14 protein-coding genes and 1 tRNA gene are annotated in these 15,156 nt (G+C 67.8%); 2 read left to right on the forward strand and 13 right to left on the reverse strand.

Translation table 11 applies throughout. The annotated features are described in order from the left end of the window. Positions 1–37: 37 nt before the first annotated feature. Positions 38–1,459 carry an APC family permease gene (locus HALNA_RS14580; RefSeq protein ID WP_049937065.1) on the reverse strand — a complete coding sequence of 474 codons (1,422 nt, stop codon included), beginning with the start codon at positions 1,457–1,459 and terminating at the stop codon, positions 38–40. A gap of 89 nt (positions 1,460–1,548) precedes the next feature. On the opposite strand from HALNA_RS14580, the gene thrS reads away from it, so the two are divergent. Then, on the forward strand, positions 1,549–3,471 hold the full coding sequence (thrS, locus tag HALNA_RS14585) for a threonine--tRNA ligase (protein ID WP_049937066.1): 1,923 nt from the start codon (positions 1,549–1,551) through the stop codon (positions 3,469–3,471). Here thrS and HALNA_RS14590 read toward each other — a convergent pair. From HALNA_RS14590 to HALNA_RS14625, 8 genes are all read right to left on the reverse strand, one after another. Beyond that, the gene (locus HALNA_RS14590; RefSeq protein WP_049937067.1) at positions 3,468–3,647 is read right to left on the reverse strand and encodes a hypothetical protein; all 180 of its coding nucleotides are present in this window, start codon (positions 3,645–3,647) and stop codon (positions 3,468–3,470) included. The two genes, thrS and HALNA_RS14590, sit on opposite strands and share 4 nt — an antisense overlap. Positions 3,648–3,777: 130 nt before the next feature. After that, a complete protein-coding gene (locus HALNA_RS14595) occupies positions 3,778–5,610 on the reverse strand; it encodes a GAF domain-containing sensor histidine kinase (RefSeq protein ID WP_049937068.1) in 1,833 nt (610 codons plus the stop codon). 98 nt (positions 5,611–5,708) lie between these two features. Then, a complete protein-coding gene (locus HALNA_RS14600) occupies positions 5,709–5,990 on the reverse strand; it encodes a glutaredoxin family protein (protein WP_049937069.1) in 282 nt (93 codons plus the stop codon). Positions 5,991–6,106: 116 nt separating this feature from the next. Then, positions 6,107–6,901 carry a DUF7537 family lipoprotein gene (locus HALNA_RS14605; protein WP_049937070.1) on the reverse strand — a complete coding sequence of 265 codons (795 nt, stop codon included), beginning with the start codon at positions 6,899–6,901 and terminating at the stop codon, positions 6,107–6,109. Positions 6,902–7,185: 284 nt separating this feature from the next. Further along, positions 7,186–7,551, reverse strand: a complete 366-nt coding sequence (locus HALNA_RS14610) for a hypothetical protein (protein WP_157573552.1) — start codon at positions 7,549–7,551, stop codon at positions 7,186–7,188. Positions 7,552–7,603: 52 nt separating this feature from the next. Beyond that, positions 7,604–7,954 carry a DUF5615 family PIN-like protein gene (locus HALNA_RS20140; RefSeq protein ID WP_157573553.1) on the reverse strand — a complete coding sequence of 117 codons (351 nt, stop codon included), beginning with the start codon at positions 7,952–7,954 and terminating at the stop codon, positions 7,604–7,606. A 9-nt stretch (positions 7,955–7,963) separates the two neighbouring features. Further along, a complete protein-coding gene (locus tag HALNA_RS14620; protein WP_049937073.1) occupies positions 7,964–8,281 on the reverse strand; it encodes a DUF433 domain-containing protein in 318 nt (105 codons plus the stop codon). A gap of 330 nt (positions 8,282–8,611) precedes the next feature. After that, a tRNA-Lys gene (locus tag HALNA_RS14625) sits at positions 8,612–8,685 on the reverse strand. A 100-nt stretch (positions 8,686–8,785) separates the two neighbouring features. Here HALNA_RS14625 and HALNA_RS14630 point away from each other — a divergent pair. Further along, a complete protein-coding gene (locus HALNA_RS14630; RefSeq protein WP_049937074.1) occupies positions 8,786–10,243 on the forward strand; it encodes a DHH family phosphoesterase in 1,458 nt (485 codons plus the stop codon). Here HALNA_RS14630 and HALNA_RS14635 read toward each other — a convergent pair. The 4 genes from HALNA_RS14635 to HALNA_RS14650 all read right to left on the reverse strand — a co-directional run bounded on the left by HALNA_RS14635 (position 10,240) and on the right by HALNA_RS14650 (position 15,100). Further along, positions 10,240–10,530, reverse strand: a complete 291-nt coding sequence (locus HALNA_RS14635; RefSeq protein ID WP_049937075.1) for a PRC-barrel domain-containing protein — start codon at positions 10,528–10,530, stop codon at positions 10,240–10,242. The two genes, HALNA_RS14630 and HALNA_RS14635, sit on opposite strands and share 4 nt — an antisense overlap. Before the next feature lie 96 nt (positions 10,531–10,626). Further along, the gene (locus tag HALNA_RS14640) at positions 10,627–12,825 is read right to left on the reverse strand and encodes an LUD domain-containing protein (RefSeq protein WP_049937076.1); all 2,199 of its coding nucleotides are present in this window, start codon (positions 12,823–12,825) and stop codon (positions 10,627–10,629) included. After that, complete coding sequence (locus HALNA_RS14645; RefSeq protein ID WP_049937077.1) at positions 12,818–13,330, reverse strand: LUD domain-containing protein; 513 nt, start codon at positions 13,328–13,330, stop codon at positions 12,818–12,820. The genes HALNA_RS14640 and HALNA_RS14645 overlap by 8 nt, the downstream gene beginning before the upstream one ends. 45 nt (positions 13,331–13,375) lie before the next feature. Beyond that, on the reverse strand, positions 13,376–15,100 hold the full coding sequence (locus HALNA_RS14650) for an Nramp family divalent metal transporter (protein ID WP_245576037.1): 1,725 nt from the start codon (positions 15,098–15,100) through the stop codon (positions 13,376–13,378). Between the last annotated feature and the right edge of the window lie 56 nt (positions 15,101–15,156).

Here is a 15,156-nt window from a genome sequence, read left to right on the forward strand (position 1 = left end):
GAGGGAAGGAGGACCCCCGTGGTTTCCCGGTTTCGTTTTATTCGTCGTACGCCGCGGTCAGCGGCGGCCGGTCGACGCCCCGGTCCGCGCGGTAGTCGGCCGCGACGGCGACGACCGCGACCCCGAGGAGTTCCCACAGGAGAAGGGCGGGCACCACCGTCGACAGCGGGTCGCGGACAAGGACGGCCTCGTCGACGGCCGCGAGTGCGGGCGTCCAGCGCGTGAACCCGAGCGAGGTGGCGGGGTCGAGCGCGACGACGCGCACGAGGACGACGGCGGCGGTGACGACGCCGACGGTAGCGACGAGAGCGAGGGCGGGCGTCGGGGGGCGAAGCCGGCACCGGCGATAGAGCGCCGGCCGGAGGAACGGGAGGACTGCCGCAGAGGCCGCGAGCGCCGCGTAGCCAACGAAGACGCCCGCGAGCGACAGGTAAAGCGCCTGGCCGACCGCGTCGAGGGCGACGACGACGCCGGCGAGCAAGCCGGTCACCGCCAGCGCGGGGTCGGGCAGACCGGGACGGGTGTCGCGGTCGACGCCCGGCACCACCTCGGCGAACCCCCGGAGCGTCCGGGTCGGGAGCCACGCCGTCGCCAGCGCCGCCGCGGCGGTGGCGAGGACGGTTCCGGGAACGACGAGGAGTTCCACCCCCACGCCGAGTCCACTGGCGGCGGCGTTGGCGAACGGGGCCGGCGCGAACACCAGTCGGGTCCACGGGATGACCCCCAGCGTGACGAACGCGGCGACGGTGGCGACGAGGCCGGCGATCAGGACGCCGACGAGCGTCGCTCGCGGCACCGTCCGGCGTGGATTCCGGGTGACCGACGAGGCGGCGGCGCCGGCGTCGAACCCGACGAAGCCAAAGAGGGTCACCACCGTCGCCGCGCCGAGCGACGCCAGCGGCCGCTCCCGGAGTGTCGGCGTGGGAAAGAGCGGCGAGAAGTTGTCGGGCGCGACGGCGAGGAGGGCGGCGACGGCCATCACCGCAAGGAGGGCGACGAGCGGCCCGGTCGTGGCGAGTTGCGCCCGGGCGGCCGCCGCGGGGCCGAGGGCGTGAACGGCGACGACGACGGCGAGGACGGCCATAGCGGTGGCGGTGGGGGAGAGGGGAACGAGGAGGGAGAACGTCCGCCCGAGGGCGGCCGCGAGGGCGGCGAGGACGGCGACGTACGCCCCGACGGTCGGCCACGCGGCGAGGAAGCCGAGCGGGCGCGACCCCCACGTCCGGGAGACGGCGGCGTAGACGATTCCGTCGCGTTCGGCGAGCGGACTGGAGAGGTAGACGGCGTAGGCGACGGCGACGGCACAGACCGCGAGCGTTCCGACGAGGTAGGCGACGGGCGTGGCGGGACCGCCCAGGTTCTCGACGCCGTGGGGCAGGCTGAACACCCCGGCGCCGAGCGGGAGGCCGAGAGAGAGCACGACGACGTGACCGAAGCCGAGAGGGCGGTCTCGTGACACGGTCACAAGGGGCACGGCTGGCAAAAATAGCTTGCGCGGGCGAGACGCACCTTCGACAGTATTATTCCGTTCGTCCGACTTCCTCCGATATGAGCGAAATCGTAGTGACGCTTCCCGACGGGTCGGAACTCTCCGTCGCGGAGGGGTCGACGGTCGAGGACGTCGCCTTCGAGATCGGACCGGGTCTCGGGCGCGACACCGTGGCCGGCGTCGTCGACGGCGACCTCGTCGACAAGGACACGCCCCTGTCGGACGGCGCCGACCTCGTCATCGTCACCGAGGACAGCGACGAGTATCTCCGCGTCCTGCGCCACTCGGCGGCCCACGTCTTCGCGCAGGCGCTCCAGCGCCTGCATCCCGAGGCCAAACTCGCCATCGGCCCCCCCACCGACGACGGCTTCTACTACGACGTGACGAACGTCGACCTCGACAGCGAGGATCTGGCGGACATCGAGGCCGAAGCCGAGGCGATCATCGCCGAGGATCTGGACATCGAGCGCGAGGAACGCCCGCGTGACGAGGTGTTGGCGGAGTACGCCGACAACCCGTACAAGCGGGACATCCTCGAAACCGAAGCGGCGGGAGAAGACCCCGTCACGATCTACCGACAGGGCGAGTTCGAGGACCTCTGTCAGGGTCCACACGTCGGGTCGACCGGTGAGATCGGTGCGTTCAAACTCCTCAACATCTCCTCGGCCTACTGGCGGGGCGACGAGGACGAGGACACGCTGACACGGGTGTACGGTACGGCCTTCGAGGGCGAGGCGGAGATGGAAGCGTACCTCGAACGCCGCCGCGAGGCCCAGGAGCGCGACCACCGGAAACTCGGGCGCGAACTCGATTTATTTTCCATCGACGAGACGACCGGCCCCGGCCTCCCGCTCTATCACCCCAACGGGAAGCGGGTCCTCGACGAACTCTCGGGGTTCGCGCGCGACCTGAACCTCGATGCCGGCTACGACCCCGTCGAGACGCCCCATCTCTTCCGGACGGAGCTCTGGAAGAAATCCGGTCACTACGAGAACTACGTCGACGACATGTTCCTCCTCGACGTGAACGACGAGGAGTACGGACTGAAGCCGATGAACTGTCCCGGTCACGCCACCATCTTCGACCAGCAGTCGTGGTCGTACCGCGACCTACCCGTCCGCTACTTCGAGGACGGCAAGGTGTACCGGAAGGAACAGCGTGGCGAGCTCTCGGGGCTCTCGCGGGTGTGGTCGTTCACCATCGACGACGGGCACGTGTTCGTCCGCCCGGATCAGATCGAAGACGAGGTGAACCTCGTGATGGACAACATCTTCCACGTCTTCGAGACGTTCGGCCTGGACGCGGAGGTGGCACTCGCCACCCGCCCGGAGAAGTCCGTCGGGAGCGACGACATCTGGGAGCGCGCCGAGTCACAACTGCGGGACGTACTCGACTCCCAGGACATCGCGTACGACGTGGAGGCGGGCGACGGCGCCTTCTACGGCCCCAAGATCGACTTCGCGTTCGAGGACGCCCTCGGCCGCAAGTGGGACGGCCCGACGGTCCAACTCGATTTCAACATGCCCGAGCGGTTCGATCTGACCTACACCGGCGAGGACAACGAGGACCACCGCCCGGTCATGCTGCATCGCGCTCTCTACGGCAGTTACGAGCGCTTCCTGATGGTGCTCATCGAACACTTCGACGGGAAGTTCCCGCTCTGGCTGTCGCCCGAACAGGTCCGCATCCTCCCCGTCAGCGACGACAACCTCGGCTACGCGGGCCGCCTCGCGAACGAACTCGACGACTTCCGGGTCGACATCGAGGATCGCTCCTGGACGGTCGGCCGCAAGATTCAGCAGGCCCACAGCGACCGCGTGCCCTACATGCTCATCGTCGGCGACGACGAGGAGACGAGCGGCACCGTCTCGGTCCGGGATCGGAAAGAGCGGGAGCGAAAGGACGTCGACCGCGAGGCGTTCGCGGCCCACCTGCGGGCCGAACGCGACGAGAAGCGGATCGAACCGGACTTCCTCGATTAGAACATCACGCGGTTTTCGTCGTCGATCAGGTTGTAGAGTCGCCGCTCACAGTCGGTCGCGAACTGGGAGCGAGCACCGGCCGGCATCGTCTCGGCGTCGGGCCTCGATTCTGCGCGCCACGTATCGTCTGTCAGTGTCGGTGCCGTGCGGTCGGTCGTCGGGAGTGAAGTGCTCATGTGCGGTGGAATCGGAAGTCGGTCGAACGTCGATACCTGGGGGTCGGGAAAAGTCAGTCGCGTACAGGTACGACGTGAGCACGCATCGAACGGGACGACGGACGCATCTATCATAAACGTTCCTGTTCGATCAGGCGGGGACGGGGCAGTCGACGCCCGAGAACTCGAAGCGGGCGCCGCCGTCGGTGCCGTCGACGACGGCCGCCGACCAGCCGTGGGCCTCGGCGATGGCCTGGACGATGGTGAGTCCGAGGCCGGTGCCGTCGTTCGTGGAGTAGCCACGGTCGAAGACGGCGTCGCGTTCGTCGGCGGGGATGCCGGGGCCCATGTCCTCGACGTAGAACCCGCGCTCGATGACGCCGACGCGAACGGTGAGCGGATCGGAGCCGTGTTCGACGCTGTCGTCGGGAGCCTGCGACCGAGGGCTGGTCGAGCCATGCTCGACGCTGTTCCGAAACAGGTTCTCCAGCAACTGCTGGAGTCGCTCGCGGTCGGCCGTGACGCGGCCATCGCTCTCGACAACGAGGTCGGCGTCGCCGGTGGCGACGCTCGCCCACGCGTCGTCTGCCACATCGCCGAGGCGCACCTCCGCGGCCGATTCGATGACCGATCCCTGTCGCGCGAGTTCCAACAGGTCGGTGACGAGCCGTTCCATCCGGTCGAGGGCGTCATCGGCTTCGGTCAGGTGGTCCGCCGCGCCCGTCTCCCGCGCCAGTTCGAGTTGTCCCTGAGCGATGTTCAGCGGGTTGCGGAGGTCGTGGCTGACGATGCTGGCGAACTCGGAGAGCCGCTCGTTTTTCCGTTCCAGTTTCTCGCGTGCCGCGCGCTCCTCGAGTTCGTAGCTCACCCACCGAGTCAACAGTTCGACGAAGATCCGCTCCACGTCCGAGAAGGCCGTCTCGCGGGCGTCGGCGTCGGCGAAACACAACGTCCCGTACAGGTCACCGTCGACGATCACCTTCCCGCCGAGATAACACCCGAGGCCGAAGGCGTCGTAGGCGGGGTCGTCCGCCCACCCCGCCGCGACGGCGTTGTGAACGCCGAGCAGGCCCTCCCCCTGGATTGTCTTCCGGCAGTACGCCCGCGAGAGCGGGCACTGCTCCCCCGGCTGGAGCGACGGGTGCGTTCCCCGTGAATCGACGATCCGCTGTGTGTCGCCGTCGATTCGCGTGAGGAAGCCGTAGTCGACGCCGAGGCGATCACAGCCGAGTTCGAGGACGCGCCCGAGTCGGTCCTCGAACGTCAGATCGCGATCGGAGAGCGTCTCGTAGAGCGCGGCCAGCGACGCCTCGGTCGCCCGGAGTTCGGCGGCGAACGCCGCCCGCTCGGAGACGTCGAGACCGACGACGACCAGCGAGTCCTCGGCGACGCGCGTCAGCGTCCACTCGTGATCGATCCGCCCGCCCGCCGGAGTCTCGACCGGCGCCTCGACGACCCGTTGCCCCGTCGCGAGTGCCTCGGCCAGGCGTTCGCGTGCATCCGGCACGACGATGGCGGTCACGCCGGCCCCGCGGAGCGACACGTCGTCGTCCCACACCGCCGCCGCGCGCGAGTTCCACTGGCGTATCTCGCCGTCCGGGGCGACGAGCAAGCCGATTCCCGGGATGGCGTCGAGAATCGTCGCCGTCGAAACCGACGACGCGTTCGTGTCCGCGCTCGTGTCCACACCCACCGCCGCCACGATTCGATCGATCAACCCATCGACTGCGGCGGTGTCGTCGACCGGCGCCAACACCTGCGGCAGGTCGGGGGCGCGGTCAGCGACCACCCGTTGCAGTTCGATACCCGTCCAGTCGGTCGGTCCGAACGCGATGACGACGCAGTCGATCGACTGGTCGAGGGCGTCGCGAGCGTCGTCAGCGGTCGTCGCCGTGTGGACGATCATCCGCGCCGCGGCGTCGAGGGCAGTAGCGATGCGGGTCGCCGCCGACGACGGCGGGTGGAGATACAGGACGCGAATCACGGCTATCGAATCGCCCCTTCGCACCGAGAGGGGTAAAACACACCGGCGTGGCGGGCCGCCGACCCCGAGGCGGGCCCGTCGTCCGACGCCAGTACGACCTACGCCGTCAGGATCGCTCGCAGATCGTCGGGATCGACGCGGTATTTGAACTGCGGCCGCCCGTCGACCGTGACGTAGGGGACGCGCTCGCCGTATCGCTCGCGCAGTTCGGCGTCTGCGTCGACGTCGACGGTTTCGAGGTCGACCGGTCGCGAGAGCGACATCGCGACGCGCTCGATCGTCTCGATGGCCTCGTCACAGAGGTGACAGCCGTCGCGCGTGTAGACGGTGACCTGCACCTCCGCCGCCGGATCGGGGGTCGCCGACTCGTCGTGGGTCACACCCGATCGTAGCCGCCACCCGATCCTAACGCTGTCGACTGTGACTGGGCCGTGGGACTCGCCGAGGCGGCCAGCCCCCGGTCGAGTCGGGGCAGGCAGTCGATCATTCCTCCGGCCTACGCCGCCGACAGCCACTCGGGGGTCGGCACGTCCGTCCCGCCGATGCGCGTCTGTGAGTAGTGGTAGACGACCGTGCCGCGGGTGTAGGTCACCGTCGTCCGGATGTCTATCACCCGCCCGCGGTCGCTGACGACGACCCGACCCGACGCCGCCGTGGCGGTGCCGTACGTCCCCGAGAGCGTGTCGTTGTGAACGCCGACAACGTCGTACACCAGCGCCGTGGTGCCGCCACGCGTCACCGTCTCGTTCAGTTCGAGTCGGTAGGTCAGGAGCTGTGACCGGAGGACTGCGTTGTCTATCGACTGGGCTGCGCGGACGAACGTGGTGTTGGAGCGGCCGACGACCGTCTCGTTGCGCACGCTCCACTGCCGGAATGTTCCGTCGGCAAAAAAGACCTCGCGTGTCCGCTCCGTGCCGTCGATGCGGGCGGAGAGCCGTCGGCCGCCCGTGTCGAGTCGCATCTCCAACGTGGTGTTCGCGGCCGCGTCGCTCTCGGCGCTGACGATACGGGACCGATACTGCACCGTCGCCGACGGGCCGGTGAGCACCGCCCGGTAGTGGGACTCGAGTGCCGCCCCCGTGTCGTTCACCCCGGTTTCGGACCAGCCGCCGGGGAACGTCCCGTTCCCATCACTGGCGGGTGTGGCCGTGGGTGTGGAGGTTTGAGTGGGTGTCGCCGTTGGGGTTGCCGTCTCCGTCGGGGTCGCCGTTCCGTCCGGACCAGCCCCGCCGCCACAGCCGGCGAGGACGACGAGAACCGCGAGCGCCAGCGCCGTACCGATCCGAATCATACCGTTACTGGAGCGCACGCTCTTATCACTGTCACGCTCTCCACCGGGTACGCCCGCTCGTTCGGGTCGTCGTCTCGGAGTGACTGACAGTATTTATTGTAACTGGTTACCGGTGGATCGCCGGACCGTCTTGGCTTCCCACCGGTAATGACTTACAATAAATACTATGAAAACCCGTCGAAGACGGAGGGGGCCGGGAGGGAGTTGAACGCTCCCTTCGGTCGCCCCGCAGTCGATTACCGGGGCCGCGCTCCCGCTGTGGGCTACCAGCTATGCACGCCAACCTACAGACCATCGAACCGGGAGAAGCCCAGCAGTGGTATCTCGAAGACCGCGCCGACAGCCTCAGCGAGAACTCCCTCAAAGCCCACGGCTACCGCACCAAGCACTTCGTCCGCTGGTGTGGCATCGACAATACGAACGTCCTCACCGGGCGACACTTCGCCTGCTACAAGGCGTGGCGACAGGAGGACGGTGACTTCACCGATCGAGCCGAATCTGAGGATGCTGATCTCTTCCATCCGCTCGCCCGCCGTGGGCTTGCTCACCCCGATCAGGTCGCATACGTCGCGGGTCGTCAGAACCCCGCCGTTGGCCGGATCGAGGAGTGCCCGAACGAGGGGCCGGCGCTTCTCGGGGATCGTGCTCAACGCGATCCGAGCGCACACCTGCATATCTTCGACGGTGACGTATCGGCTGGCGTTAGAGCCACTCCTCGGTTAGATACACGACAGGTGGCAGTTCCTCAGCTGAAGAGATAGCGTCACAGACCGCAGAGAGAATGCGGTAGAGTTCGAACGCCGACAGCCGCTGGTTCGGTGCGTAGAAGGTTCTGTCGCCATCCGCCCGAATCTCGCTTACGTAATCGTCGTCGTGAGTCACGACGATCCGGTCAGTCGAGTCAGCGTATCCGCGGACTTCGGCATCTTTCGCTCCCCGGCCCAGTTCCGATACGTCGACGACTCGCTCGACATCGTGACCATCCTTCTCGCAGAGCCGAGCGAACTTCGCTTCCGTATCCTCGTCGAACAACAGCGGTAACCTCACCGACATCGGACGCCGTTACTCCAAATCCTCGGGACCCGTCGCGACATCCGGATTCGACTCCGCTTTCTCACGCCGTTCGCCTCGTTTCTGCTCGATCCTCGCCATCTCGTCGGGGTGGTCGTGATAGTAGGCCAGCGCACGGTACACGTCGGCGACATCGAGGTCGTGCCGATCCGCGACCGTCCGCGGTTCAAGCCCACGCCCTTCCACCCGTTCGTGGACGAAGTACACCCCGATCCGCGTCCCGTCGATTCGTGGTTTACCACCCAACACGTCCTCGGTACTGACGATCCGAGATGGAGATGTACCGGGCCCCGACTTCGTTCCACTCATACCGCTCTATTGCGCGTCGGCGTATGAAAAGTCTCGCTTCATCCGAACCCGATCCATCGGCCGAGCCCCGCCGTGTCGGGTCCGCGGCGGCGGCGCGTGATGTCGCAGGCTGGCGGGTCGGTCGGGTCCCGAGCGAACTGACGGCGTACGGTGTCTCGCAGAAGCGGGCCGGGAGGGAGTTGAACCCGATTGCGAGGCTCACTGGCTCACGGCTCCGCCGTTCGCCATACCGAGACGCTCACTTCGTTCGCGTCTCGCACCGCTCGTCTCGCGTGGTTCAACTCCTCCACGGTCGTTCGAAACCGCTCGCTATCGCTCGTGGATTTCTCACGGGCCGGGAGGGAGTTGAACCCCCGACCGACGGATTAAGAGTCCGTCGCTCTACCTGACTGAGCTACCGGCCCTGTACCTTCGCTATCGGTGGGCAACTAAAAGGCGTTTCCCTTCCCGTCCGGTGAGCGGAAGGGACGAGGTTAAGTGAAATGCCGAGATACGTCGGCGTGCATGAGCAACGCGGCTACGGTCTCGACGATGTCGTCGTACGCGATCCTCGGCTGTGGGAGCGTCGGCCACGCGGTCGCCGAGGGCCTCGCGGACGAAGGCAAGAACGTGCTGATCCTCGACCGGGACGAGAGCCGCGTCGAAGCGCTTCGCGACCAGGACCTCGACGCCCGGCGCACCGACATCCGGGACGACGAGGTGGCCGACCTCGTCGCAGACCGGGACGTCCTCCTCATTCTCGCCTCCGACGTCGAGGCGAACAAGGCGGCCGTCTCCACCATCCGCGAGCGCGGCGGCGACCAGTTCATCATCGTCCGCGCGTCCGACCCCGTCTCGGAGGACGAGTTGACCGAAGCGGGCGCGGACGTGGTGATCACCCCCTCGCAGGTGATCGCCGAATCCGCCCTCCGCGCCCTGGAGACGGGCGAACTGGAGTACAAGGCCCAGCAACTCGCCGACCTCCTGCGGTCGGCGACGGGGCCGGTCGCCATCCTCACCCACGACAACCCCGATCCGGACTCCATCGCCAGCGCGGTGGCGCTCCAGGCCATCGCCGAGGCCCACGACGTCGACGCCGATATCCTCTATCACGGCGACATCGGCCACCAGGAGAACCGGGCCTTCGTCAACCTCCTCGGCATCGAACTCCTGCCGCTCTCCGACGCGGAGTCGCTCGACGACTACGGCCTCGTCGCGCTGGTCGATCACATGAAATCCGGCGACGTGGGCCTCGAAACCGGCGTCGACATCTTCATCGACCACTACGAACCGGAGACGGAGTACGACGCCGAGTTCATCGACGTACGGCCGAACGTCTCCTCCACCTCGACCATCCTCACGAAGTATATCCAGGAGTTCGACCTCTCGCCGGACGAGGCGGTGGCGACGGCGCTGCTGTACGGTATTCGCGCCGAGACGCTCGATTTCAAGCGCGACACGACGCCCGCCGATCTGACCGCGGCGGCGTATCTCTACCCCTTTGCCAACCACGACACCCTCGAACAGGTGGAGTCGCCGTCGATGTCGCCCGAGACGCTCGACGTACTCGCCGAGGCGATCCAGAACCGGCAGGTCCAGGGGAGCCATCTGGTCTCGAACGCGGGGTTCATCCGTGACCGCGACGCGCTGGCACAGGCCGCCCAGCACCTCCTGAATCTGGAGGGGATCACCACTACCGCCGTCTTCGGCATTGCCGACGACACCATCTACCTCGCGGCGCGCTCGAAGGACATCCGCATCAACATCGGAAACGTGTTGGACGACGCCTACGGCGGCATCGGCGAGACGGGCGGCCACTCGACACAGGGAGGCGTCGAGATTCCGCTCGGCCTGTTTACCGGCATCGAGGCCAGCGAGGACAACCGGGATACGCTCCTGGCGCTGGCCGAGGAAGCAGTTCGCAAGAAGCTGTTCGACGCGATGGGCGTCGAGAGCGCGGCCGAGGCTGGAAACGGGAGTTAGGCGACGACCTCTTCGTCCTCGTTGTCGTCTTCTAGCCGTTCGACCACGTCGTTGATCAGGATGACGTCGCCGACGGCCCGGACCCAGCGGTACGGGATCATCACACCCTTGCCGGCCTCGATGCGGCCGGCGAACAGTTCCTGGCTGAGTTCGCCAAGTGCGAGTCCGGTGACGGCCTGCTGGTTCAGATCCAGTCGCACGTCCTCGACTTCCCCGACGAAGACCCCGTTGTTCGAGTACACCTCGCGCCCGACGAGCGTCGTAATCTCCTGTGGCGTGCCGTCCATACCCCACCCTGTTCGCCGCGGGTCTTAATAGTTCGCGGATAGGGGCGACGGTGGTGTGTGGCGGCGCATCAGCGGCGGCTTTCGTGCGCGTCTTGTTTACGGCGCGATCAACTCGACCGGATGCGTCGACGGCCGCGAGAGCAGGGCGTCGAGTTGCTCCAGACAGGAGGTGCCGCTGGCGACGACGGTTCGATCCCGTGTTTCCGGTGTCGAGAACTGCTCGGCCAGGTCGTCGCCCACGTCCATGCTCAGTTCGTAGTAGGTGTCCTTGTAGCCGAAGGAGCCGGCCATCCCACAACACTCCACGTCGGAAGTGAGCACGTCGTAGCCGAGGTCCTCGAGCACGGCGACGGTATGGGCCTCCAACCCCAGCGTCCGCTGCTGGCAGTGGGCGTGGTAGGCGACTTCGTCGCCGTCGCCGGCGCGGAGGGCGTCGGCGTCGGCGCCGTTCTCCAGTAGGCCGTAGACGTACTCCATGATCTCGTAGGAGTGCTCCCCCAGTCGCTCGGCGGACGCTTCGGGGAGGAACCGCTCGTACTCGCCGTCGAACATGGCGAGGTCGGAAGGTTCGATCACGACCACGTCGCGCCCGGCGTCGATGTATTCGGCGAGGGAGCCGTAGACGTCGTGAGCGTGGTCCTCGGCGGTGGCGATCATCCCCTGCGAGAGGGGGGCGCGACCGCTGGAACGCACGGCGGGCACGCGGACGGAGACGCCGAGCGCCTCCAGTACGCGCACCGCGGCCTTCCCGCGTTCGACCTGGACGTGGTTGGTGTAGACATCGGGGTAGAGGACGACTTCGCGGGTCGGATCGGAGACGGTGGAGACGCGGTTCCCGAACCACTCGACGAGCGTCTCACGCTGGAATTCGGGCAGGTCACGGCGGGCGTCGACCCCGGCGACGCGTTCGAGCGCCCACCGGGCCGCCCCGGTGTCGGCGAGCCAGTTCGAGACGGGGGCAGTCGCACTGCCCAGTTTCGCCAGCGTCTCGAAGTTGCCGAACAGCCGCTTGTCCAGATCCAGTCCGCCGGGCTCCTCGTCCGGCGTCAGCCCCTCGACGAGGAAGTCGTAGCCCTCCGGTTCCTTCCCGCGGTTCACCCGATCGCGGACGACGGTGTTGATCCACGGGATGTCGATCTTGGTGGGACAGCCGTTGACACACCGGGAACAGCCGGTACAGAAGTCGTTGAACTCGGCGGCGGTGTCGAGGCCCTCGATGCCCGCCTCCCACCCGGTGCCGATGCCGCCGGAGTACGTCTCGCCGCCGAAGGCGTGACCGCCGACGTGCTGGAAGTTGGCACAGGAGTTCGAACACTGGCCACAGCGGATGCAGTACAGCGTCTCGCGGAGTTGGTCGTCCTCGCGCATCGCCATGCGGCCGTTGTCGATCAGGACGAGATGGAAGTCGCGGTCGGAATCGCGCTCGGAGAGCGGCGTCTCGTCGTCGTCGAAGTCGACCGTCGGCGAGTCGACCGGCGGGGTGAGCAGGGAGACGTAGGCGGTGAGGGCCTGACCCGTGCCCGACCGCGCGAGGAGTTCGAGAAACGGGGAGAGCTCGTCGGTGGAGGGAACCACCTTCTCGACGCCCGTGACGGCGATGTGGGTATCGGGCGTGACGGCGCATTTCCGTGCGTTGCCCTCGCTGGTGACGATGGCCATCGTGCCCGAATCCGCGGTGACGAAGTTGGCGCCGGTCATGCCGATATCGGCGTCGCGAATGCGCTCGCCCAGCTTCTCGCGGGCGAAGCTGGTGAGTTCGTTGGCCGTCTGCGGCGGGTCCGCGGGGTCGAACACCGTCTCGAACAGCTCCGCGATACTCTCTTGGGAGCGGTGGATGGCCGGCGCGATGAGATGCGAGGGCGTCTCGTCGGCGAGCTGAACCACCCACTCGCCGAGGTCCGTCTCGACCACGTCGACGCCGTCCTCGGCGAGGGCGTCGTTGACCTCTAGCTCTTCGGTGGTCATCGACTTGCTCTTGACCATCCGCTCGGCGTCGTTCTCGGCCGCCACGTCGCGGATGTACCGGTTGGCGTCGGCGGCGTCGTCGGCGACGTAGAGGTGGCCGCCGTTGTCCTCGACGGCTTCGCGAAGCCGGTCGATCAGTTCGGGGAGGCGGTCGATGGCGTCCTCCTTGATTTCGCGGGCACGGTCGCGGAGTTCCTCGTAGTTCTCCAGGTCGGCGACCGCCTCCTGTCGCTTCCGGTTGAAGCCCTTGGTGTTCTCCTCGATGGCGGGACCCTCGGTCGCCATCAGGCGCCGGATTTCGGCCGCCTTGTCGCCGCGACCCTTACTCATCGAGCATCACCACGTGGACGGCCTCGGGGCCGTGGGCACCGAGGACGAGTTTCCCCATGTCGGCGGTGGCGCTCGGGCCGGTGGCGACGATGGCGCTCAAGTCCTCCGCTCGGGCGGCGTCACCGAAGCGGTCCAGCGCCTCGGGCAGGTCCGGGAGCACGTCGCTCGCGCGGAGCACGGGAACGTGGAGTTTCGGGTAGAGGGAGACGAGTTCGGCACCGTCGTCGGTCGAGGGCAGGAGGACGCTCCCGTAGTTGGCGACGCCGTAGGAGGCGGGCGTGACGCCCGTCGCGGCGCGTTCCAGGTCGGCGGGCGTGGGGTCGACGGTCACGCTGTCGGGGTATTCGACATCGAACGGGAGGGAGACGCCGACGGCCGGATCGCGGACGATGCCGTCGAGCGTCGTCGCGAAGTCCTCGACCGTCGTCCGGGTCGACTCGACGCCGAGGTCGTCGAGGGCCGCCTCGAACGTCGAGAGGGTCGGGTTCGTGGTCGTCGTTGCCATGCCCGATAGCTTGGGACGCGGCGGCTTTGTAGCTTCGGTCCGCGGTCAACGACCGGCGAGGGCCGCGACGGTGCCCGACGCGGCGCGCTTGGCGCCGACGGAGCGAACCACCGCGTACGCCTGCACGAGCGCATACCCCACCCAGAGGGCGTAGCCCCCGGGACCGCTACCGACGACGCCGACGCTCGTCCCTACGCCGTCGACGCCGGCGGCGGCCGCCGTCTGGCCGATCAGGAGGACGCTGAAGTAGCCGTAGAAGCCCGACGCCCACCACATGGCGACGAGCCGGCTCCAGCCGGGCTGGAGGTGTTCGGGGAGTCGCCGCGTGTTGACGAGGAGGGTGAGGACGGTGTACGGCCACATCATCACGCCCGAGAGGGCGGCGCCGACGACGAGCAAGAGGAAGGGACCACAGGTGCCGAGCGGCGCCGAAAAGAGGAGGATGACGACCACGCCCCAGACGGTGAAGCCGGTGAGGAGCCACCAGAACAGCCGCGAGAGATCCCAGCCGGCGTCGCGCGCGAACGTCTCGTAGACGGCGTCCGCGGAGTTGCGGACGAACGACTCGACGATGGCGTACTCGGTGGTAAAAAGGGCGACGAAAAGGAGGACGAAAACGAGCAACGCCCCGAGGCCGCCGAGCGAGGGGGCGATAGTGCCAAGCCACATATCGAGCGCGTTCGCGTCGGCCCCCGGCGCGTGCCGGCGCGCGACGGCCATCAGCACCGTCGCCACGAGGAGGAGGCCAACGACGAACGTGAGGAGGTGTTCGACCTGAATCACGCGCCACCAGCCGCGCCACCGCTGCAGATTCAGGGCCGTGGCGCGGAAGGTGAAGCCGTCACGCCGGATCGGTTCGGGGTCGTCGCCGGTGAACGGGTTGCGCACGCGGCCCTGGTAGTTGCCCATGCCGTACCCCTTCTCGCGGGCCCAGAGGCTCTGTGAGAGGTTGAGATAGCCGCCGGCGCCCGCGAAGGCGAGGCCGCCGAGGAAGACGGCCACGTCCATCTCGGGGGGAAGCGTTCCGACGCCAGTCACGGCCGTGGGCAGGGAGCCGACTTCGGCGACGGCGCCGCTGGCGACGGCGAGGACGAGTGCCGTCGCGATGGCGACGAACAGCAGGCCGATCTGGAACGCCTCGACGGCGTTGTAGGCGACGGAGGAGACCTGATACGAGAGCCAGACGACGAGCAACAGGGCAACGGCGAGCGGTTTCCACGCGGGGAAGCCGAGAAGCGTCGTTCCGGCGAGGCCGGTGGCGGTGGCGGCGACCTGTGCGGCGCCGGCGGCCCACCCGGGCCACCCGAGGCTGAGGAGACCGGCCAGAAGGAACACCCACGGCCACGCGCGGTTGACGCGGACGTACGAACGAAAGACGCTCTCGCCGGTCGCGAGCGTCCACCGCTGGAGTTCGGTGTTGACGACGAACTGCGTGAAGACGCCGACGACGAACGCCCAGTAGATGGCCCAGCCGTGGCGGGCGATCAGACCGGGCCAGAACAGCGTCTCGCCACTCCCGAGCGACGCGCCGAGCATGATGGCGCTCGGCCCGACGACGTGACGGACACGCGGCACCCGCGGGAGTTCGGCCAGTCGGAGCGCCCCGCCCGTCCCGCGGTCGGGGTAGTCGGTCGTATCCGGCGCGCGCTCTAACTCGTCGTACGGCAGGGGACAGTACCACGTGCCGCGGTACTGCCGCCCCTCGACTTCGGAGGCGTGGACGGGGCGGTCCGCGTCGGTGCCGTCGGTAGCGGACGTATCGTCAGCCACGGTCGGAAGGGTCGCGTGGCGTCCGGCAGTCGCTGGTCGTCGGCGGTGTGCGCATG

This window comes from Haloplanus natans DSM 17983 (assembly GCF_000427685.1).
Lineage (GTDB): Archaea > Halobacteriota > Halobacteria > Halobacteriales > Haloferacaceae > Haloplanus > Haloplanus natans.